Source organism: Vibrio sp. 10N.222.47.A9 (assembly GCF_963872585.1).
Classification (GTDB): domain Bacteria; phylum Pseudomonadota; class Gammaproteobacteria; order Enterobacterales; family Vibrionaceae; genus Vibrio; species Vibrio splendidus.
The window spans coordinates 209,533-229,950 of the sequence record NZ_CAWNBB010000022.1; the positions used below are offsets into that span (position 1 = coordinate 209,533).

Annotated in this window: 18 protein-coding genes and 1 other annotated feature; of the genes, 13 read left to right on the forward strand and 5 right to left on the reverse strand. The window is 44.8% G+C overall.

Features of this window, described 5'->3' with window-relative positions; genetic code table 11:
• The first annotated feature begins 238 nt into the window (after positions 1-238).
• Positions 239-357 (forward strand) — a sequence feature (Thr leader region).
• A gap of 29 nt (positions 358-386) precedes the next feature.
• The 3 genes from thrA to thrC are packed head-to-tail and all read left to right on the forward strand — an operon-like array spanning position 387 to position 5,100.
• Positions 387-2,846, forward strand: coding sequence for a bifunctional aspartate kinase/homoserine dehydrogenase I (gene thrA, locus AACT19_RS05995; RefSeq protein ID WP_017077707.1), 2,460 nt, complete (start codon positions 387-389; stop codon positions 2,844-2,846).
• 17 nt (positions 2,847-2,863) lie between these two features.
• Complete coding sequence (gene thrB / locus AACT19_RS06000) at positions 2,864-3,820, forward strand: homoserine kinase (RefSeq protein WP_004734996.1); 957 nt, start codon at positions 2,864-2,866, stop codon at positions 3,818-3,820.
• A complete protein-coding gene (gene thrC, locus AACT19_RS06005; protein WP_004734997.1) occupies positions 3,817-5,100 on the forward strand; it encodes a threonine synthase in 1,284 nt (427 codons plus the stop codon). The genes thrB and thrC overlap by 4 nt, the downstream gene beginning before the upstream one ends.
• A 78-nt stretch (positions 5,101-5,178) precedes the next feature.
• Here thrC and grcA read toward each other — a convergent pair whose 3' ends face one another.
• Positions 5,179-5,556, reverse strand: a complete 378-nt coding sequence (gene grcA, locus AACT19_RS06010) for an autonomous glycyl radical cofactor GrcA (protein ID WP_004734998.1) — start codon at positions 5,554-5,556, stop codon at positions 5,179-5,181.
• 326 nt (positions 5,557-5,882) lie between these two features.
• On the opposite strand from grcA, the gene nfo reads away from it, so the two are divergent.
• The 4 genes from nfo to AACT19_RS06030 all read left to right on the forward strand — a co-directional run bounded on the left by nfo (position 5,883) and on the right by AACT19_RS06030 (position 8,525).
• Positions 5,883-6,791: a deoxyribonuclease IV gene (nfo, locus tag AACT19_RS06015; RefSeq protein ID WP_065605367.1), complete on the forward strand. Its 909-nt coding sequence runs from the start codon at positions 5,883-5,885 to the stop codon at positions 6,789-6,791.
• 106 nt (positions 6,792-6,897) lie between these two features.
• Positions 6,898-7,026, forward strand: a complete 129-nt coding sequence (locus AACT19_RS06020; RefSeq protein ID WP_258183705.1) for a hypothetical protein — start codon at positions 6,898-6,900, stop codon at positions 7,024-7,026.
• Between the two features lie 180 nt (positions 7,027-7,206).
• A complete protein-coding gene (ung, locus tag AACT19_RS06025; protein WP_076645713.1) occupies positions 7,207-7,887 on the forward strand; it encodes a uracil-DNA glycosylase in 681 nt (226 codons plus the stop codon).
• A gap of 86 nt (positions 7,888-7,973) precedes the next feature.
• Positions 7,974-8,525, forward strand: coding sequence for a hemerythrin domain-containing protein (locus AACT19_RS06030; RefSeq protein ID WP_004735001.1), 552 nt, complete (start codon positions 7,974-7,976; stop codon positions 8,523-8,525).
• Positions 8,526-8,675: 150 nt separating this feature from the next.
• On the opposite strand, the gene AACT19_RS06035 is transcribed toward AACT19_RS06030, so the two are convergent.
• Positions 8,676-8,864, reverse strand: a complete 189-nt coding sequence (locus tag AACT19_RS06035) for a DUF3545 family protein (RefSeq protein ID WP_004735002.1) — start codon at positions 8,862-8,864, stop codon at positions 8,676-8,678.
• 712 nt (positions 8,865-9,576) lie between these two features.
• Between AACT19_RS06035 and AACT19_RS06040 the strand changes: the two genes are divergently transcribed.
• Positions 9,577-11,007, forward strand: coding sequence for an alanine/glycine:cation symporter family protein (locus tag AACT19_RS06040; protein WP_017084788.1), 1,431 nt, complete (start codon positions 9,577-9,579; stop codon positions 11,005-11,007).
• A 313-nt stretch (positions 11,008-11,320) separates the two neighbouring features.
• Positions 11,321-12,097 (forward strand): peroxide stress protein YaaA, encoded by a 777-nt coding sequence (gene yaaA, locus AACT19_RS06045; protein ID WP_017084789.1) that lies wholly within the window; start codon positions 11,321-11,323, stop codon positions 12,095-12,097.
• Between the two features lie 181 nt (positions 12,098-12,278).
• On the opposite strand, the gene srmB is transcribed toward yaaA, so the two are convergent.
• Both srmB and AACT19_RS06055 read right to left on the reverse strand, forming a co-directional pair.
• Positions 12,279-13,544 carry an ATP-dependent RNA helicase SrmB gene (srmB, locus tag AACT19_RS06050; RefSeq protein ID WP_065605376.1) on the reverse strand — a complete coding sequence of 422 codons (1,266 nt, stop codon included), beginning with the start codon at positions 13,542-13,544 and terminating at the stop codon, positions 12,279-12,281.
• Positions 13,545-13,651: 107 nt separating this feature from the next.
• Entirely contained in the window at positions 13,652-14,380 is a 729-nt protein-coding gene (locus AACT19_RS06055; protein ID WP_017084791.1) for a tRNA1(Val) (adenine(37)-N6)-methyltransferase, read from the reverse strand.
• Between the two features lie 314 nt (positions 14,381-14,694).
• Between AACT19_RS06055 and brnQ the strand changes: the two genes are divergently transcribed.
• Positions 14,695-16,008, forward strand: coding sequence for a branched-chain amino acid transport system II carrier protein (gene brnQ / locus AACT19_RS06060; RefSeq protein ID WP_017077715.1), 1,314 nt, complete (start codon positions 14,695-14,697; stop codon positions 16,006-16,008).
• A 182-nt stretch (positions 16,009-16,190) separates the two neighbouring features.
• Here brnQ and fldB read toward each other — a convergent pair whose 3' ends face one another.
• Positions 16,191-16,712: a flavodoxin FldB gene (gene fldB / locus AACT19_RS06065; protein WP_076645715.1), complete on the reverse strand. Its 522-nt coding sequence runs from the start codon at positions 16,710-16,712 to the stop codon at positions 16,191-16,193.
• Positions 16,713-16,862: 150 nt separating this feature from the next.
• Here fldB and xerD point away from each other — a divergent pair, with 150 nt between their 5' ends.
• From xerD to recJ, 3 genes are all read left to right on the forward strand, one after another.
• Complete coding sequence (gene xerD / locus AACT19_RS06070) at positions 16,863-17,777, forward strand: site-specific tyrosine recombinase XerD (RefSeq protein WP_004735009.1); 915 nt, start codon at positions 16,863-16,865, stop codon at positions 17,775-17,777.
• Between the two features lie 26 nt (positions 17,778-17,803).
• Positions 17,804-18,583, forward strand: coding sequence for a thioredoxin fold domain-containing protein (locus AACT19_RS06075; protein WP_017077716.1), 780 nt, complete (start codon positions 17,804-17,806; stop codon positions 18,581-18,583).
• Between the two features lie 79 nt (positions 18,584-18,662).
• Positions 18,663-20,399, forward strand: a complete 1,737-nt coding sequence (recJ, locus tag AACT19_RS06080) for a single-stranded-DNA-specific exonuclease RecJ (RefSeq protein ID WP_017087527.1) — start codon at positions 18,663-18,665, stop codon at positions 20,397-20,399.
• The last annotated feature ends 19 nt before the right edge of the window (positions 20,400-20,418 follow it).

Below are 20,418 nucleotides of genomic sequence, written 5' to 3' on the forward strand. Positions count from 1 at the left end.
ACAATCGATATAGCATTTTGTTATGGCTATATATGCAATGGGTTAACTTTGTTGTTCTGATATCAAACCCAACCTTTGAATTGTAGGCTTATAGCCGCTGTTTTATCCCTGAAATGGCGGTTTGCTCTGAAAAATGGTGTGAATGTAAAAAAAAATCAACTTTTCATTGACGTGTAGTGCTAAAAATTGATACACGTAGAGTAAAGCACAAGCAGAGAATTTGATATGCAGCACGTAAGCCACCTAGTAATGACCACCACCATTATTATTACCGACATTCACATTGTTGGGGCAGGCTGCTAAGTAACGGATTTTAAAAAAAAGGCCTGTATCCAACAAGATACAGGCCTTTTTTTGTACCATTTTTATGACTTATGGAGAAAGGGATGCGCGTTTTAAAGTTTGGAGGTTCATCATTAGCTGATGCAGATCGTTTTTTACGAGCAGCAGATATCATCGCTAATAATGCCCAGCAAGAAGAGCTAGCCGTTGTACTATCGGCTCCAGGAAAAACAACCAATAAGCTGGTTGCTGTTATTGAAGCAGCACTAAAAAATGGTGAAGCAGACGTACAGATCACCGAGATCGAATCATCATTCGCAGCATTGTTTGCAGAGATTCAAGCTGTATTGCCGTCAGTCGATGGCTCTGCATTTCAAGAGCAGGTCGATACCTCTCTTGCTCAACTTAAGCAGTTCGTGAATGGTATTAACCTACTGGGTATGTGCCCAAATCACGTAAATGCTCGCATCATCAGTAAAGGTGAGCGAATTTCAATCCAGTTGATGAAAGCGGTACTTGAAGCGAAAGGCCAACCAGCAAGCCTGATTGACCCAGTTCAATACCTATACGCTAAAGGTGACCACCTTGAAGCTATGGTCGATGTGGATGTTTCAACTCAGAACTTCCGTCAATCACCGCTTCCACAAGGTCACGTGAACATCATGCCGGGCTTTACGGCTGGTAATGAAAAAGGTGAGCTAGTAACGCTTGGTCGCAATGGCTCTGATTATTCAGCAGCGGTACTCGCGGCATGTCTACGCGCTGATTGTTGTGAGATCTGGACAGATGTCGATGGTGTTTACAACTGTGACCCGCGTTTAGTGGATGATGCTCGTCTTCTTAAATCGCTAAGCTATCAAGAAGCGATGGAGCTTTCTTACTTCGGCGCTTCGGTTTTACATCCGAAAACTATCGCTCCGATCGCGCAATTCCATATTCCTTGCCTAATCAAAAACAGCTTCAACCCACAGGGTGCAGGTACTTTGATCGGCCAAGACACTGGCGAAGATAACCTAGCAATCAAAGGCATCACTACGCTAAGTGACCTAACGATGGTTAACGTATCAGGCCCAGGTATGAAGGGCATGGTTGGTATGGCGAGTCGTGTATTCGGCGCGATGTCTTCTGCCGGCGTTTCTATCGTCCTTATTACTCAATCTTCTTCAGAGTACAGCATCAGCTTCTGTATTGAATCTGCTGATAAAGTGAAAGCGAAGCAAGTGCTATCAGATGCGTTTGAACTTGAGCTGAAAGATGGCCTATTAGAGCCTGTTGAGTTCATGGACGATGTCGCGATTGTTACGCTAGTGGGTGACGGTATGCGCACTTCACGTGGCGTGGCGTCTCAATTCTTCTCTTCTTTAGCTGAAGTGAACGTCAACATCGTTGCTATTGCGCAAGGTTCTTCTGAGCGTGCGATCTCTGCGGTTATTCCTGAAGACAAAATCTCTGAAGCGATCAAGGCGTGTCACGAGAACCTATTTAACTCTAAGCACTTCCTTGACGTATTCGTTGTTGGTGTTGGTGGTGTTGGTGGTGAGCTTGTTGACCAGATCCAACGTCAACAAGGCAAACTGGCTGAAAAAGGCATCGTGATTCGCGTATGTGGTTTAGCAAACAGCAAAGGCTTGTTGCTAGATAGCGATGGTCTACCGCTAGAGCAGTGGCGTGATCGCATGTCGAGCGCGACAGAAGAGTTTAGCTTAGCGCGCTTAAATGCACTTGTTCAACGTAACCACATTATCAATCCAGTCTTGGTTGATTGTACGTCTAGCGAAGGCATTGCGGCGCAATACGCTGATTTCCTAGCGGCTGGTTTTCACGTGGTAACACCAAATAAGAAAGCAAATACAGCGAGCATGGCTTACTACCATCAACTTCGTGAAGTTGCACGTAACTCACGTCGTAAGTTGATGTACGAGACAACAGTAGGCGCAGGTCTACCGGTCATCGAAAACCTACAGAACCTAATCTCTGCGGGTGATGAACTTGAGAAATTCAACGGCATTCTTTCTGGTTCACTGTCTTACATCTTCGGTAAGCTTGATGAAGGTATGACACTCAGTCAAGCAACTAATATTGCTAAAGATAACGGCTTCACTGAGCCGGATCCTCGTGATGATCTGTCTGGTATGGACGTGGCGCGTAAGCTGCTTATTCTTGCTCGTGAAGCGGGTATGGCACTTGAGCTTGAAGATGTTGAAGTTGACCAAGCATTGCCACCGGGTTTTGATGATTCAGGCACGGTTGAAGAGTTTATGGCTCGCTTGCCAGAAGCGGATGCTTACTTCCAAGAACAGTCAGCGATCGCAGCAAAAGAAGGCAAAGTACTTCGTTATGTTGGTGAAATCGCCGATGGTAAGTGTAAAGTTCGTATCGCAGCTGTTGATGGCGACGACCCAATGTTCAAGATTAAAGATGGCGAGAACGCATTAGCATTCTACAGCCGTTACTACCAACCGATCCCTCTAGTATTGCGTGGTTACGGTGCGGGTACTGAAGTTACAGCAGCAGGCGTATTCTCTGATGTGATGCGCACTCTTGGTTGGAAATTAGGAGTTTAGGAATGAGTTCAAGTGATATGGATGTTGTTGTTTATGCGCCTGCATCAATCGGCAATGTCAGTGTAGGGTTTGATGTGCTGGGGGCCGCTGTGTCTCCAGTGGATGGCACGCTGCTCGGTGACCGAGTAATGGTTAAAGCAGGTGATGAATCATTCTCACTAAAAACAGCAGGCAGTTTTGTTTCTAAGCTGCCAACTGAAACCAAAGAAAACATTGTCTACGACTGCTGGGTTGTGTTCTCTAGAGAGCTTGATAAAAAAGGCGTTGCGGTTAAGCCTTTGGAAATGACACTAGAAAAGAACATGCCTATTGGTTCTGGTTTAGGTTCAAGTGCCTGTTCAATTGTCGCGGCACTGGATGCTTTAAACCGTTTTCATGGTCAGCCCCTGAATGAAACTGAACTGCTTGCTCTGATGGGCGAAATGGAAGGTAAAATTTCAGGCGGTATCCACTACGATAACGTTGCACCCTGTTACCTTGGTGGTGTGCAATTAATGCTGGAAGAGCTAGGTATTATTAGTCAAGAAGTACCGTGTTTTGATGACTGGTACTGGGTAATGGCGTATCCGGGCATTAAGGTTTCAACGGCAGAAGCTCGCGAGATTCTACCTTCTCAATATCGTCGCCAGGATGTCATTGCTCATGGTCGCCATTTAGCGGGTTTCATCCATGCTTGCCACTCTGGTCAGCCGGAGCTAGCGGCTAAGATGATCAAAGACGTGATTGCTGAACCATATCGTGAGAAACTGCTTCCAGGGTTTGCTGATGCGCGTAAATACGCAACCTCAGCTGGAGCCCTTGCTACTGGGATCTCCGGTAGTGGCCCAACTCTATTTAGCATTTGCAAAGAACAAGATGTCGCCGAGCGTGTTGCACGCTGGTTAGAACAAAATTACGTACAAAACGAAGAAGGATTCGTCCACGTTTGTCGCTTAGATAAGCAAGGTTCGATCGTTACAGGAAGTGAGTTATGAAGCTGTACAACATCAAAGAAAATGACGAGCAAGTCTCTTTTGGCCAAGCCGTTCGTCAAGGTCTAGGCCGCAATCAAGGTCTATTTTTCCCATCTGAACTGCCAAAGTTTGATGACATCGATGCGCTACTAGCAGAGGACTTTGTCCCTCGTAGTTCAAAGATTCTCTCGGCTTTAATCGGCGATGAGTTACCAAAAGAACAGGTTGCTCAATTGGTGGATGCGGCGTTCCAGTTCCCTGCACCGATCAAGCAAGTAAAAGATGGAGTTTACGCACTTGAGCTTTTCCACGGCCCAACACTCGCGTTTAAAGATTTTGGTGGCCGCTTTATGGCTCAATCTTTAGCGGCTGTTTCAGATGGTGGTCAAATCACTATTTTAACGGCAACATCAGGTGATACTGGTGCGGCGGTTGCGCACGCTTTCTACGGTATGGAAGACATTAATGTTGTGATCCTTTACCCGAAAGGCAAGATCAGCCCACTGCAAGAGAAGCTGTTTTGTACGCTAGGTAAGAACATCCATACTGTGGCGATCGATGGCGACTTTGATGCGTGTCAGGCGCTAGTGAAAGATGCATTTGACGATGCTGAGCTGCGTAAAGAGATCGGTCTTAACTCGGCAAACTCTATCAACATCAGCCGTTTGATGGCTCAGATCTGTTACTACTTTGAAGCGGCTTCTCAGCTGACTAAAGAGCAACGTGAAAACCTTGTTATCTCAGTACCAAGTGGTAACTTTGGTAACCTTACAGCAGGTCTACTTGCTAAAGCACTAGGCTTACCTGTGAAGCGTTTCATTGCTGCAACCAACGAAAATGACACGGTTCCTCGTTACCTAGAAACAGGCCAATGGGATCCAAAGCCAACGGTAGCAACAACATCAAACGCGATGGACGTGAGCCAACCAAACAACTGGCCTCGTATCGAAGAGCTTTGCCAACTGAAAGGTTGGGGCTTAGATACACTAGGCAAAGGTAAGGTATCTGATGAGCAGAGTGCTGAGTCAGTACGTGACCTAAAAGCACAGGGTTACCTATGTGAACCACATGGTGCGATTGCTTACCGTCTACTGGAAGAGCAACTGCAAGAGAACGAAACTGGTCTGTTCTTGTGTACTGCACACCCAGCGAAATTCAAAGAAGTGGTTGATGATATTTTAGGTACGGATATTGAACTGCCAGGCCCGCTAGCAAAACACGCGGCGATGGAGTTGTTATCTGAAGATCTTGATAATGATTTTGAAGCGCTAAAAGTAGTGCTTCGTCGAGTTCAACCGTAACGTACATCTGTATTGTTGAACAAATAAAAACGGCGCTCAATGAGCGCCGTTTTTGTATTCTAGTTCAAGCTCTAAAAATTATAGAGACTCAGTGAACGTACGTGCGATAACGTCACGTTGTTGTTCAGTCGTTAGAGAGTTGAAACGTACAGCGTAACCCGATACACGGATAGTTAGCTGTGGGTAGTTCTCTGGGTTAGCAACTGCATCTTCTAACGTTTCACGCTTAAGAACGTTAACGTTTAGGTGTTGACCGCCTTCGATGCGTGGTGCTGCTTCGATTGCAACTTCACGGCTTTCGTAGTCGCCTAGGTCTGCAGCTGAGATAACTTGGTCAGCTTCGAAACCTGCAGTAGCAACAACACAACGAGCTTCATTCTTTTCGTTGTCTAGTAGCCAGATTGAGTTTAGTAGGTCATCGTTTGCTGCTTTAGTAATTTGAATACCTTGGATCATAACTATCTCCTAGTCCACTGAATGTGGTTTGATTATGGTGTTAACTTTCGATTTTTGTTGAGCTGGGTAATATATACCTAATATCTGTAAGGTTAACATTGATTTAAGTCAAAAAACAACCAAAAACCATATTTTTACAAAGGTGATTATATTGAGGTAAATCAATAAAACCTTTGAAAACAAAGTAATTACAAAATATTTTAAAGTATAAAAAATATTTAACAGTCCTATTTGTTGTAAGTTTACTACATTTGTTGTGTTTTTATTGAACTACAAACGATACGACCCTTTATTTATTAAGCATCCTGAAAGTGTAAAGTGATTTAATGACAAACAATAATTCATCCTCAAAACCTCAAACCAATATTAAGTTTATTGGCGCTCATGTGTCGGCTGCTGGAGGTGTTGATCAGGCGCCAATGCGCGCAAGAGAGATCGGTGCCAATGCTTTTGCGCTGTTTACCAAAAACCAAAGACAGTGGGCAGCAAAGCCGCTGGAAGCGAAAACCATTAGTGCGTTTAAAGCCAACTGTAAGATGTTGGGTTTTAGTGCTGAGAATATTCTTCCTCATGACTCCTACCTTATTAACCTAGGAGCACCAGAAGAAGAGAAGCTAGAGAAATCACGTGCGGCTTTTATTGATGAAATGGAGCGTTGTAATCAACTTGGACTCACGCTTTTGAATTTTCATCCTGGGAGTCATTTAAAGAAAATCTCAGAAAGCGAATGTTTGGCTAAGATCGCTGAGTCGATTAACTTGGCTCACCAAGCGGTGCCTGATGTAATTGCAGTGATTGAGAATACCTCAGGGCAGGGGACTAATCTGGGTTGGAGATTTGAGCACCTAGCAGAGATCATCGACCAAGTAGAAGATAAGTCGCGTGTCGGTGTGTGTTTAGATACTTGCCATACGTTTACGGCCGGTTATGACTTACGAACAAAAGAAGCGTGTGAGCATACTTTTGCTGAGTTCGAGCGCATTGTGGGTATGCACTATCTAAGAGCAATGCACATCAATGATTCAAAAGCTGAGTTCGCAAGCCGAGTTGATCGACACCATTCTTTAGGAAAAGGTGAGATTGGCTGGGATTGTTTTGAGTATATTGCCTCGGATTCTCGCTTTAATGGTATTCCTCTTATCTTGGAAACCATTGATTCGACGATCTGGAAAGAGGAAATTCAACAACTTAGAATGTTCCATCGCTCAGTAACGGCAGTGAGCGAAGAAGCGTAATAATAGAGGGGGAAATTTATTTCCGTCTATTTCTAAAAATTGGCACCTTTCTTTCATAGTACTAAAGTGAATATGTAGTTCACGATGTCTTACAGGAGGTGCCTTTATGTATTCTATCACCCAAACTTCAACTTCAATTTCAATTTCAACTGTTGCTGTCGCCAGCCGTTTACCAACACCAAACCGTCACGTGCATAGTCATGGCCACCATCGTACACAGCAAAAAAGTGGTTAATCGAGATAAACACAACTTGAACTGATTATTATGATTCATCAACAAGTGAACCCTACACATCATGTTTATTGATAGCTGTATGAGGTATAACTAGAGCCTTATTCAGGACAGTTAGCCGATACAGCTATTTTTTTGTCTGGTGAAAGACCCTAGAAACCTTGATGATTGGGAAGTAAAACGATGAGCGCACCAAAGAGTTGGGAATCCATTATTAATGATGAACGTGACAAAGAGTACTTTCAGAATGTTCTCGCTTTTGTCGAACAGCAACGTAATAGTGGGAAAACCATCTACCCTCCTCAAGAGCAAGTGTTCAGTGCTTTCGATATGACGCCTTTTGAGTCTGTACGCGTGGTTATCCTTGGGCAAGACCCTTATCACGGTGCCAACCAAGCTCACGGCTTAGCATTCTCTGTGCTGCCTGGCGTTAAAATTCCACCGTCTCTACGTAATATGTACAAAGAACTCGCACAAGATATAGACGGCTTTGAGATCCCGAGTCATGGCTACCTCGACACCTGGGCATCTCAAGGGGTATTAATGTTGAATACGGTACTAACCGTAGAAGAGGCAAAAGCACACTCACATGCCAAGTGTGGTTGGGAAACCTTTACCGATACCATCATTGCTGAGCTGAATCAGCGTTCTGAGCCGATCATCTTCTTACTGTGGGGCGCGCATGCCCAGAAGAAAGGCCAAGCCATTGATGCAGACAAGCACCATGTGTTGACTGCACCTCATCCATCGCCATTATCCGCCCATCGTGGCTTCTTTGGTTGTCAGCATTTCTCAACAACTAATAAGCTGCTTTCTTCTATGGATCAACAACCTATAGATTGGCGATTATCAACAGAGTTGTAGGTTGGTGGTTTTCTGAGCAGGGTCAAATCATAAATGAGCATCTTCGTATACACTTATAAATAGTAGGTGTAATGGAGTGCAATACTATGATGATTGAAAGGATAAGACGAGAGCATGGCTATATGGCTCGCTTGCTCGCGATACTCAACAATAAGTTAGAGCATTTAAAACAAGAGCGAGAAATAAACTATAGCTTGATCGCAGAGGTGGTTCATTATCTCATGAACCATTCAGATAAGGTGCATCACCCGAAAGAAGACGTTATTTATCGTTACTACCTCAAGCAATATGGCAGCGATCAAATGATTGAAGACTTGGAGCTGGAACATCAATTGCTTTCTGAGAAAACAGCGGACTTTTTAGGTGTGGTCGATATGATCCTCCAAGATGCGGTTGTTCCTCAGCAAGTCTTTATTGAGCAACTTGAAGCCTTTGTTAAAGCTCAACGAAAGCACATGGAGTATGAAGAGAAGCATGTGTTACCGATGATTGTGAAGGCATTCACGGTCAAAGATTGGCAAGAAGTAGAGTCTCAATGGCTTCAACCGGAAGACGACCCTGTCTTTGGAGAGACAATTGCCGATCAGTACCGCCAACTCGCGGCTCGTGTTCGACAGAATGAGCAAGAGTGCGTTTAGCCCGTTGTCGTATTGAAACGCTGCTATTATTAGGCGCTCTCTATTAAGACGCTCGCTTTCAAATTGTGCTCTAAATCGAAGAGTGGTTTCATACAATAAAAAAGGCACCTACATAGGTGCCTTTTGCTATCTAATTTCTTGTCGTGCAGATTAAAGCTTTATATCATCAAGGCTAAAATCGAGACCGAGATTCATCTCTCTGAGCTCTTTCTCAAGCTGTCTACGATCGTTGATTGCCTCGATTTCACGCCATTTACGCTTGAGTGGTTTCGAGCGAGTTTTTTGAGTTGCACGAGGCATTTCTAGTTCTGATAGTTCATCGAATTGAAAGCTATCCATAAGCCATATCTCCTTCCGTGGGAATCGTTCTTACGAACCATTAAATATCATATTTAGGTTCACAATAACCTTGATTTGTTTCTCATTTGTTTCAAATCTATGAAGGTTTTGTTCTGTTTTCTTATGCATGCTCACACATTGTGGGGATTTTTATGTACAAAAAACAAGCAAACAAACCTAAGTAAACGATTAAATTAGGGGTTAGGGAATGTTAATTCATTGTGCGAATGGAATGGTATTTTTACTACACTGCATTTAAGTGCGTATTGCGCCGTGCGGTAGCGGGTTCTCATTGCCCTAGAAAAAAATACAGATCTTCACTATACCTTGTAAAACCTAGGCTGACGTCATCTTTATAGGATGTCGTTCTTGTTTTGGTGGTGCCTTGGTTGTTGTTGATATTATGTCCCGATAATGTGACTTTTATTGGGCTGTATTGTTGAAAATTGTGTTAACAAAAGGTGTGTTATTAGTGAAATGTCATTTTAATATAAGTGTATTTGCATATTGATTTTTAGGCCGTCTCGCTGCATTATCCGCCCGTCAAAAAATACACTGATACGTAAAATGGATGCATGAAGCGACATTTACAATCTAGATCGCAACAAATAAATATAAATCTAATGCCGACACAACTATTGACACTGGCATAGGTGATCTAGAGGAAGGCTCGGAAGCAAGATCGGTGCTTAAACTCAATTACGAGGTTCACGTGACAGACTTAATCAATTTGATGAACGATCTCCTTTGGGGATCTATCTTAGTTTACTTACTCGTTGGTGTGGGTATCTACTTCACTGTACGACTAGGCTTCATTCAATTCCGCCATTTCGGCCACATGTTCTCTGTTCTTAGAAACAGCCGTAAAGCAGACAGTGCTGGTATCTCTTCTTTCCAAGCTCTTTGTACTAGTCTTGCTGCTCGTGTAGGTACAGGTAACATGGCAGGTGTTGCTGTGGCACTAACCGCCGGTGGCCCTGGTGCTATCTTCTGGATGTGGCTAATCGCCATGCTAGGTATGGCAACATCATTTGCTGAAAGCACACTAGCACAGCTATACAAAACGCGTGATAACGACGGTAACTACCGTGGCGGCCCTGCATACTACATGGAGAAAGGCCTAGGTATGCGTTGGATGGGGGTTCTATTCTCTATCTTCCTAATCATCGCATTTGGTCTAGTATTCAATGCGGTTCAAGCGAACGCGATTGCAAGTGCAATGAACACGGCATTCGACTTTGAGCGTGGCTACGTTGGTGTTGGTATCGTAATTATCTCTGCATTCGTTATCTTCGGTGGTATCCGTAAGATTGCCCGCACTGCAGAAATCATTGTTCCAATCATGGCACTGGCTTACTTAGCTATCGCTATCTACGTAATGCTAATGAACATTGAGAAAGTGCCTGAAGTTCTGGCTCTTATCTTCAAGAGTGCATTCGGTCTGCAAGAAGCAGCAGCGGGCGGCCTAGGTTACGCGATCGCACAAGCGATGATTAACGGCATCAAACGTGGTTTGTTCTCGAACGAAGCGGGTATGGGTTCTGCGCCAAACGCAGCAGCTTCTGCTACGCCTTACCCACCACACCCAGCATCACAAGGTTATGTGCAAATGCTAGGCGTGTTCATGGACACAATTGTTATCTGTTCTGCAACAGTAGCAATCATCCTGATGTCTGGTGAGTATGTACCGCACGGTGAAGTAACGGGTATCGAACTAACGCAACGTGCACTAACGGCACAAGTAGGCGAATGGGGTGGCATCTTTGTAGCGGTAGCGATTTTCTTCTTCGCTTTCACTTCAATCATTGCAAACTACTCGTACGCTGAAACGAACCTTATCTTCCTAGAGCACAACAACAAGAAGGGCCTAGTGCTGTTCCGTATCGTTGTACTGGGTATGGTTATGTTCGGTTCTCTCGCGACACTGCCAACGGTATGGGCATTGGCTGACGTATCGATGGGCCTAATGGCGATTGTGAACTTGGTAGCGATTATCTTGCTATCGGGTATCGTGATTAAGCTAGCGAAAGACTACAACCGTCAATTAGACGCGGGTAAAGTACCAACGTTCGATGCGGATGATTTCCCAGAGCTTAAAGCTCAATTGGAAGATGGTATTTGGGTTAACAACAAGAAGAAGTAATCTTGTTGGAGTGATTCATCACTCATCCTAAAATCATTAGAAAGGCTAAGGTTTCGACCTTAGCCTTTTTCTTTGCCTGCGATTTCTATCTGTTTACAATTTCTATCTGCCTGCAGTTTTTCTTGGTGAGTGATTTTTGCTTTGTCTGCGATCTTTTCTTTGCAAGCGACCTTTTCTTTGTAAGCGATTCTTCTTTGTCAGCGACTTACAGCTAGATCTGTCTATCAAAGTAATAGGAAGAGTCATAAAGACAAGTTGATGTTTTTTCTATACTCTAGCTGCATCCAGTTAGATAACCGATTAGGGTAAAGTTATGTTAGTTGTCGTTTCTCCAGCCAAGACATTAGATTACGAATCACCATTAGCGACTGAGCGCTTCAGCCAGCCAGAGTTTGTTGAACACTCTGCAGAGCTTATTGAAGAGTGCCGCAAGCTGACACCTGCTGATGTTTCAGCTCTGATGAAAGTAAGCGATAAGATTGCTGGGCTGAACGTAGCGCGCTTTGAGCAATGGAGCGAGACCTTTACCCAAGACAACGCACGCCAAGCAATCCTAGCCTTTAAGGGCGATGTGTACACTGGCCTAGATGCTGAAACACTGTCGGACGATGATTTTGACTACGCACAGAATCACCTGCGTATGCTTTCTGGGTTATATGGCTTGCTTAAGCCGTTAGATCTGATGCAGCCTTACCGCCTAGAGATGGGCACACGCTTAGCTAATGAGCGTGGCACTAACTTGTACCAGTTCTGGGGCAATATCATCACTGATAAACTGAATGAGGCGTTGAATGCTCAAGGCGATAATGTATTGATCAACCTTGCATCGAACGAATATTTTAAAGCGGTGAAGCCGAAGAGCCTTGATGGTCAAATCATCACGCCAGTTTTTAAAGACTGTAAGAATGGCCAATACAAGGTGATCAGTTTTTACGCGAAAAAAGCGCGTGGCATGATGGCTCGCTACATAATTGAGAACAAAATTGATTCCGTTGAAGCGCTGACCAAATTTGATACGGCGGGTTACTACTTCGTTGAAGAAGAGTCGAACGCGAAAGAGCTCGTCTTCAAGCGTGAAGAGCAAAACTAGTAGCTCTGGGTTAATTTGTCACTCTTGTTAATTAGTTACTCTCGGTTTGAGTCGGTAATTAAAATTAGAGGCCTAGTCATTTAGCCTGATAACAAGCCAGACAATAATAAACCAGACAAAGAAAAGCCCCATGCAGAGAACTGCATGGGGCTTTTTATTGAATCATTGAAAGGCGGTTAGATTACTTGTTCTTAACGGCTTTCTTTTTCTTAGCGATTTTCTTTTTCTTAGCAATTTTTTGCTTCGCGACCGCTTTCTTGTCTTCTTTCTTCGGTTTCTTCTTCTTCGTTACCGCGGCTTTCTTATGCGTAGGGCGCATGCCTTCGATGAAGCGTTCTTTGATCGCATCTTCAGTGTAACGAGCCACACGTTCAATCATTAGCTGATCGTGCGCTTCAATGATAGAAACCGCGTTACCTTTCTTACCTGCACGAGCCGTACGGCCGATACGGTGAAGGTAGACATCTGCTGTACGCGGCATGTCGTAGTTAATAACGTGGCTCACATCAGGAAGATCGATACCACGAGCTGCGACGTCAGTTGCCAGCAGTACGTTGATAGAACCATCGCGGAAACGAGAAATCGCGTTGTTACGACGATCTTGAGGCATTTCACCTTGAATCCACACACATGGAATCTGTGCACTTTCTAGTTGAGCTCGTAGCTCACCTAGGCGATCACGCGTCTTCAAGAAGATGATGCTGCGTTCAGCTTGCTCTGTGATGATATGTTTTAGGATATTAAGCTTGTGCTTAGCTGAATCGGCGCGGTGATACCATTGAGTGATCTTCTTACGTTCACGCAGTGATGATTTAGCATCGATCTCTGCTGGGTTTTTCAGAAGATCTTCAGTGAAACCTTCAATACCTTTACCTTCTAGCGTTGCTGAGAACAGTAAAGTTTGTTTACGCCAGCGACACTCTGCAGACAGACGGTCAACAACAGGACCAAAGCCCATGTCTAGCATACGGTCTGCTTCATCCAGAACTAACCATTCAATTGCACGGCAGTCAAAACGCTCGCCTTCAATGTATTCCATCAGACGACCGGGTGTTGCCACCACGATATCTTGGGTTGTACTTAAGATGTCAGCGTGCTCTTGGTACATCACACCGCCCGTGATCGTAAAGATGTTCAGGCTGGTGTATTTAGCAAGCTCACGTGCTTGTTCGGTGATCTGCATTGCTAGTTCACGCGTTGGCGTTAGGATAAGCATACGTGCAGGGCCAGATTTCTTACGTGGGAAATCCAGTAGGTATTGCAGTGCTGGCAATACAAATGATGCTGTTTTACCAGTACCTGTTGGCGCAGAAGCCAAAACGTCTCTTCCATCTAACGCTTGTGGGATTGCTTCAGCTTGTACCTGTGTTGGGCGTTCGTAGCCCATTTCGTCAATTGCTTTAAGCAGCTCTTGGTTTAGATCGAGTTCTGCAAAGGTTCTGATCACTGTTGTTTCTCCACAAGCAATAAATGTTTCTGCCTCAAAAAGCAGACGATAAAAAAGAGTAGTCGGACATTATAGAAGCATTAGTGATTAGGATCACATGGTATTTGCTACATCTTGAGATAAAAATCTTTAGTAAGGGCAATAAATGCCTCGCTATAACCGCCATCGTGATGGATCGTAAGCGATTCACGCTGCAAATCTTGCTCACAAACAGGATCTTTAGACAATTCAAACAGGACTCGAATTGCCGGCTTTCTGTCTGTTGTTTTCACATCAAGGCGCTTTGCTAGGTACCAACCACATTGTTGGGCAAGCTTGATGAAGCCTTCTCCCTCGGTCGTCGGCAGTATAAAACTGGCGGTGGCGACATCAGTCGTTATCTCGAAACAACGCTGAGCAAGCTCAAGGTGATCCAAGCTGTTGGTGTGCCTCGCGGTGGCTCTTTGGCTTTGCTGTGCCTGCTCTCCAGAGTTGAAGTAGGGCGGATTACAAATTATTGCATCAAATCGTTGCGAGAAATCCGTGGTTAACACGCTGCCATGATGAAGGGAGATGCGATCTTGCCAAGGCGACTGCTCAATATTGACTGTGGCAGCATCAATGGCGTGCTGATCAATATCTATCGCAGAGATTGAAGCATCCTCAAAACGCTGCGCAGCCATCAAGGCCAACAGACTTGTTCCTGTTCCAATATCGAGTACACATGATCTTTGTGGCAGGCTTACCCAAGCGCCAAGTAACACGCCATCGGTACTGACGGGCATGCCACTTTGTCCTCCGTAAATAGAGAATTTTTTGAAATTGAAGCTTTTGGTTTCGGTTTTTTTGTCTTTCATGAATGTTCTGGATATCGATATATTTTAAGTGATTAGCTCTAATGTTAATTAATTGTATGGCTCAATGTTCTATTTGAGAATTCATTGTTGTTAATTATGGTTAGTTTATAATTATGGCAATATTTCCATATCCAGTGGAATCCACTGCTTTTGGTTCTCAAATGCAAATTTATATGGTGTTTTTTTGTGGTGACTTGCAGCTAGCCAAGTGTTTCGTCATTATGCGCGACTATTTTATAGATTGATTGGCAGCTTCTAGCTGTAACATTCACGTAAGCACAACATAAATTCATAAATATAATTAAGGATTATCTGTGAAACAGAGTCTAAAACTAACAGATATAATGGCATTGGGCTTTATGCTTTTTGCGTTTTTCTTAGGTGCGGGTAACATCATCTTCCCACCTCTTGCTGGCCAATTAGCTGGTGACCACTTTCTTCCAGCGATGTCTGGTTTCCTGCTGACCGCCGTTGGTCTGCCGTTAATCACTATCGTCGCAGTTGCAGTGGCTGGTGGCTCTTGGGGTCATCTAACCAAAGATCTTCCAAAGCGAGCTGCAACTATCATGGCTGTGCTGATCTTTATCATCATCGGTCCTGCATTTGCTGCGCCACGTACCGGCCTTGTTGCTTATGAGATGGCGGTGAAACCGTTCTTCATCGATGCCTCTCAAGCTCACCTCACTCTTTTTTCGATTGCATTTTTTGTGGTAGCGATGTTCTTCTCATGGTCGCAAGGTAAGCTTATCGACGTAATCGGCAAGGTACTGACACCTGCACTATTTGTTGGTTTGGTTGTACTGGCAGTTGCTGTGTTCGTTAACCCACAAGGCGACATTCTTGCGGCTCACGGTGAGTACATTACTCAGCCACTGACCAAAGGTTTCCTTGAAGGCTACAACACCATGGATACGTTTGCTTCGTTGATGTTTGGTATGCTGATCGTTGATGCGATTCGCAGCAAGGGCATTACTGATCGTGCAGCGACGACTAAGTACCTTATCAGCGCAGGTTGTATTGCCGCGGCTGGTCTAGCGTTTGTTTACATCTCTTTGTTCTTCTTGGGCGCAACAAGCGCAACAGTCGCTGCGGGTGCGGACAATGGCGGTGCTATCTTAAGCCTTTACGTTCAATCACTGTTTGGCCCATCAGGTCAGCTAGTGCTTTCAGTGATCGTATTACTGGCGTGTCTAACAACGGCGATTGGCCTTGTGTCAGCATGTTCTGATTACTTCAGCTCGCTAACGCCTTTGTCTTACAAGACTTGGGTAATCATCAACGGTGTAGCTTGTGCAACCGTAGCGAATGTTGGCCTTTCTCAACTGATTTCTCTGTCTGTTCCAGTACTGTTTGCACTGTACCCAGTCGCTATCGCGTTGGTTGCTCTGACGTTCTTGCGTAGCCGTTTCCCTAATCCAAAAGCCGCTTACCGTGTGGTTGTATTAGTGTCTCTACTGTTCGCTCTTATTGATGGCGCTAAAGTAGCGGGTGTAGATGTATCTGCACTTAAAATGCTGCCACTATTTGAGATCGGTATGGGTTGGTTACTTCCAACTGCTGCAGCAATCATCTGCATGTTCTTTGTTGGTAAAGCAACAGAACAAGAGATGGCTGAAGAGACCGTTTAATCTTCCGTTGAGATTAGATTGTCCTTCGAGATGAGATAGAAAAGGCCTCATTACTTCGCAGTAATGAGGCCTTTTTGTATCTAATCGATGATGTTCTTTCTGCCTGAAGCTTTTAGTTCTTAGTTCTTAGTTCTTAGCCCTTAGCTCTTAGTTCTTAGTTCTGAACTCTAAGGAAGCAGAACTTATAGCTTTTCGCTGTACTCGACGAGGACTTGTTCAACCCAAGTTGCGATACGTTCGTCGCTGAGTTCGTACTGTGAATCTTCATCCAGAGCCAAACCAACAAACTGAGACTTGTCTTTTGTTAAGGCTTTAGATGCTTCGAATTCGTAGCTGTCATCGTTTGGCCAGAAGCCGACAAACTCAGCGCCTGCGGTTTTCAATTCATCATGCAATAGACCCATCGCATCCAAGAACCACTCACCGTAGCCCTCTTGGTCACCTAGACCAAACAGAGCCACAACCTTACCTTTCATTGGCGTTGTTGCGATGTCTTCCCACAACTCATTCCAGTCTTCTTGAATTTCACCGAAATCCCACGTTGAGATACCAAGCAGTAAAAGGTCGTAGTCCGCCATAAAAGAAAGAGGGGTTTCTTTCACGTTATGGATATCAACTAGGTCTTCACCAATAATGCCGCGAATTTTCTCTGCTGCCATTTCGGTATAGCAGGTGGTTGAGCCGTAAAATAATCCAATTTTCATAGCAAACGTTCGATTTTAATTTTAGATGGCGAATTCTAACCATAAATCGACTTCGATTGCAGCGATTATCCGCTCAAGTCGTAATTTTTATGGCATTCATATTTGCTCTGACATACTCTCAAAACAGTTTCCAATATTGTGAGTAACACTATGCAGTCGCCTCAAGGGCAGAGCGCAGACCACGGTCTCGTTGAGCAGTTTTTAGATGCTATGTGGATGGAGAGGGGGTTATCGGAGAATACGCTTGTCTCATACCGTACCGACTTGTCCAAGCTTCTAACGTGGATGGAAAAGAACAATTACCGCCTCGACTTTATAAGCCTTTCAGGGTTACAGGATTATCAAGGTTGGTTAGCCGACGCCGATTTTAAGCAGACTTCCCGTGCTCGCATGTTGTCGGCGATTCGTCGCTTGTTCCAATACTTGCACCGCGAGAAAGTGAGAGGCGATGACCCGAGTGCATTGTTGATCAGCCCTAAGCTGCCACAGCGCTTGCCAAAAGATTTGAGTGAAGAGCAAGTTAATGCGCTGCTAGAGGCTCCTGATCCTAATGACCCTATTGAACTTCGCGATAAAGCGATGCTTGAGTTATTATATGCAACTGGTCTTCGTGTTACCGAGTTAGTCAGTTTGACGATGGAAAATATCAGCCTAAGACAAGGCGTGGTGCGTGTTATTGGTAAAGGCGGTAAAGAGCGCTTGGTGCCAATGGGCGAAAATGCCGTGGACTGGATTGAAACTTTTATTGAGCAAGGTCGGCCACAACTGCTCGGCGAAAACAGTTCTGATGTGGTTTTTCCGAGTAAACGCGCCAAGCAAATGACCCGTCAGACGTTCTGGTATCGTATTAAGCATTACTCGGTTGTTGCTGGTATAGATACAGAGCTATTGTCACCACACGTATTAAGACACGCTTTTGCGACTCATTTACTGAACTATGGCGCAGATCTCAGGGTCGTACAGATGTTGCTTGGGCATAGTGACTTATCGACAACCCAAATTTATACTCACGTGGCGACCGAAAGGCTGAAGCAAATTCACGCGCAGCATCACCCACGTGCTTAAATCCATTTATTTTTAAGGTGAACTTAATGAGCGTATTACGCCGTCTTCCTCTATTAGTGCTTCCTCTCATGATTACTGCATGTAATGCATCAGAAGCGAAAGTAGAACAAACATCAACAGCCGTAGAAGTTGCTCCAGCTCAAGCTATTGATACAGCAGCGTTAACTAAGCGTTTTGAAAAAATCGGTATCAAGGTAGAGAAGATCGTTCCTTCAGACATCGATGGCCTATTAGAAATTCAAACTAACAGTGGCATTATCTTTTCTTCTCCAGAGGGCGATCATTTTCTAGCCGGCACTCTTTACTCTCTGGATGATAACGGCAAATTCAGTGACGTTCTGGCTGAGCGTCAAGCTCCGCTGAATGCTGAAAAGGTCGCGGCGATGTCGGATACGGTTATCGAATATAAAGCCGATAACGAAAAGTATGTTGTGACGGTATTTACTGACATTACCTGTGGCTACTGTGTTCGTCTGCACAGCCAAATGCAAGGCTATAACGATCTAGGTATTACTGTTCGTTACATGGCTTACCCACGCCAAGGTGCGACAGGACAAGTTGCCGATCAAATGGCGGCAATCTGGGCTTCAGATGATCCAAAAACAGCCATGCACGATGCTAAAGTAAACCGTCAAATGCCAGCGTCTGGTAAAGACTTAGCAGAGCAGAAACAGATCATCGCCAAACAATACCAATTGGGTCGTGAGCTTGGCATCAATGGCACACCTGCTATCGTACTAGCAAGCGGTGAGTTGGTGAGTGGTTACTTACCGCCAGCACAACTTCTTCAACGTTTAGAGCAATAATATCGTTTCTGTATTGCCAATTTATCCCCCATGTTTTTGATTTAAGGAGTGGCCTGATTAATATCAGGCCCATTTTTATATGATAGAGATCCAACGCCGTCCTGAGGTCGACACTTCAGTCTTACCTGCTCACTTACCTGACTTGTTAAAGCGCATTTATGTGAGTCGCGGAATCGACAGTGCTGACCAACTAGAGACAGCAGCGAAAGGCTTGCACTCTTATCAAAAACTGGGCGGCATTGATGCTGCGGTTGAATTGTTGTTCAAAGCCATTCAGCAGCAAAAACGCATCATCATTGTTGGTGACTTTGATGCCGATGGCGCAACCAGTTCGGCGTTGTCTGTGCTTGCTCTGCGTATGTTGGGCAGCTCTAACGTTGATTATCTAGTACCAAACCGTTTTGAAGATGGTTATGGCTTGAGCCCTGAGGTTGTTGAACAGGCGATCGAACTTGGCGCTGAAGTGATCATGACGGTCGACAATGGCGTCTCTTCGATTGACGGTGTCCGTTTCGCTAAAGAGAAAGGGCTAGACGTTCTGGTTACTGATCATCACTTGCCGGGTAATGAACTGCCAATCGCCGATGCGATGGTCAATCCGAACCTAGAAAGCTGTGCATTTCCTTCAAAAGCGCTAGCGGGTGTTGGGGTTGCGTTTTATCTGATGATGGCGTTGTGTGTTCACATGCGTAAGTTGGGTTGGTTTGCTCAACACGGTATGACAGAGCCCAAGTTGATGGAACTGATTGACCTAGTGGCACTGGGTACTGTTGCGGATGTGGTTCCACTTGATGAAAATAACCGAATCTTGGTGCACCAAGGGCTACAACGCATTCGTGCGGGCAAAGCTCGTCCGGGTATTCAAGCCTTGATTGAAATTGCTAAGCGAGATGCTAAGCGATTAGTTGCCTCCGATTTTGGTTTTGCGCTTGGTCCACGTATCAATGCGGCTGGCCGATTGGATGACATGTCTTTTGGTGTTGAGCTGCTAATGAGTAACAACATCCATGCGGCGCGTCGAATGGCGAGTGAACTCGATGGTTTGAACCAAACACGCAAAGAGATCGAAGAGGGCATGAAGCAAGAAGCGATGGCTTTTTGTGAGCGCCTTGAATTTGGTAAAGACGATTTGCCTTCTGGTTTGGCGCTGTTTCAACGTGATTGGCACCAAGGCGTAATCGGTATTCTCGCTTCGCGTATCAAAGACAAATATCACCGCCCAGTGATCGCATTTGCTGATGGTGGTGAAGGCAGTATCAAGGGTTCATGTCGTTCGATTCCAGGTTTGCACATGCGCGATGCGCTAGACAGAATCGATACTCAAAACCCTGGCTTGATCTTGAAGTTTGGTGGTCACGCAATGGCGGCTGGCTTAACCATTATGGAAAAAGACTTCGAGCGATTCAGCAAGATGTTTGATGACGTTGTGCGTAAAGAACTCGGTGAGACGGCACTTAAGGGCATTATCTTGTCTGATGGTGAACTGTTACCTGAAGAGTTCTCAATGCATACCGCTGAGACGTTGCGTTCAGGTGGTCCGTGGGGCCAAGCTTTCCCAGAACCGATCTTTGATGGTGAATTTAAAGTGCTGCATCAAAAACTGGTAGGTGAAAAACACCTTAAATTGATGCTAGAACCTCTATACAAAGGCCACCCAACCAATGTGATGATTGATGGTATTGCTTTCAATGTTGATTTACGTCGTTGGCCTGATGCGTCAGTGAAAACGGTTCATCTTGCATTTAAGCTGGATATCAACGAGTTTCGTGGCAACCAATCGTTGCAGTTGATGGTTGACCATATTGAAGCCAAATAGTTGAAGCCAAATAGCGTTA

Coding starts and splice junctions, on each gene's coding strand:
- fldB (WP_076645715.1), bottom strand. CDS start 16,712: ATGAAAATTGGATTATTTTACGGCTCAACCACCTGCTATACCGAAATG.
- yaaA (WP_017084789.1), top strand. CDS start 11,321: ATGTTAGTTGTCGTTTCTCCAGCCAAGACATTAGATTACGAATCACCA.
- AACT19_RS06030 (WP_004735001.1), top strand. CDS start 7,974: ATGATGATTGAAAGGATAAGACGAGAGCATGGCTATATGGCTCGCTTG.
- AACT19_RS06055 (WP_017084791.1), bottom strand. CDS start 14,380: ATGAAAGACAAAAAAACCGAAACCAAAAGCTTCAATTTCAAAAAATTC.
- grcA (WP_004734998.1), bottom strand. CDS start 5,556: ATGATCCAAGGTATTCAAATTACTAAAGCAGCAAACGATGACCTACTA.
- AACT19_RS06035 (WP_004735002.1), bottom strand. CDS start 8,864: ATGGATAGCTTTCAATTCGATGAACTATCAGAACTAGAAATGCCTCGT.
- thrC (WP_004734997.1), top strand. CDS start 3,817: ATGAAGCTGTACAACATCAAAGAAAATGACGAGCAAGTCTCTTTTGGC.
- thrA (WP_017077707.1), top strand. CDS start 387: ATGCGCGTTTTAAAGTTTGGAGGTTCATCATTAGCTGATGCAGATCGT.
- xerD (WP_004735009.1), top strand. CDS start 16,863: ATGCAGTCGCCTCAAGGGCAGAGCGCAGACCACGGTCTCGTTGAGCAG.
- nfo (WP_065605367.1), top strand. CDS start 5,883: ATGACAAACAATAATTCATCCTCAAAACCTCAAACCAATATTAAGTTT.
- thrB (WP_004734996.1), top strand. CDS start 2,864: ATGGATGTTGTTGTTTATGCGCCTGCATCAATCGGCAATGTCAGTGTA.
- AACT19_RS06075 (WP_017077716.1), top strand. CDS start 17,804: ATGAGCGTATTACGCCGTCTTCCTCTATTAGTGCTTCCTCTCATGATT.
- ung (WP_076645713.1), top strand. CDS start 7,207: ATGAGCGCACCAAAGAGTTGGGAATCCATTATTAATGATGAACGTGAC.
- recJ (WP_017087527.1), top strand. CDS start 18,663: ATGATAGAGATCCAACGCCGTCCTGAGGTCGACACTTCAGTCTTACCT.
- AACT19_RS06020 (WP_258183705.1), top strand. CDS start 6,898: ATGTATTCTATCACCCAAACTTCAACTTCAATTTCAATTTCAACTGTT.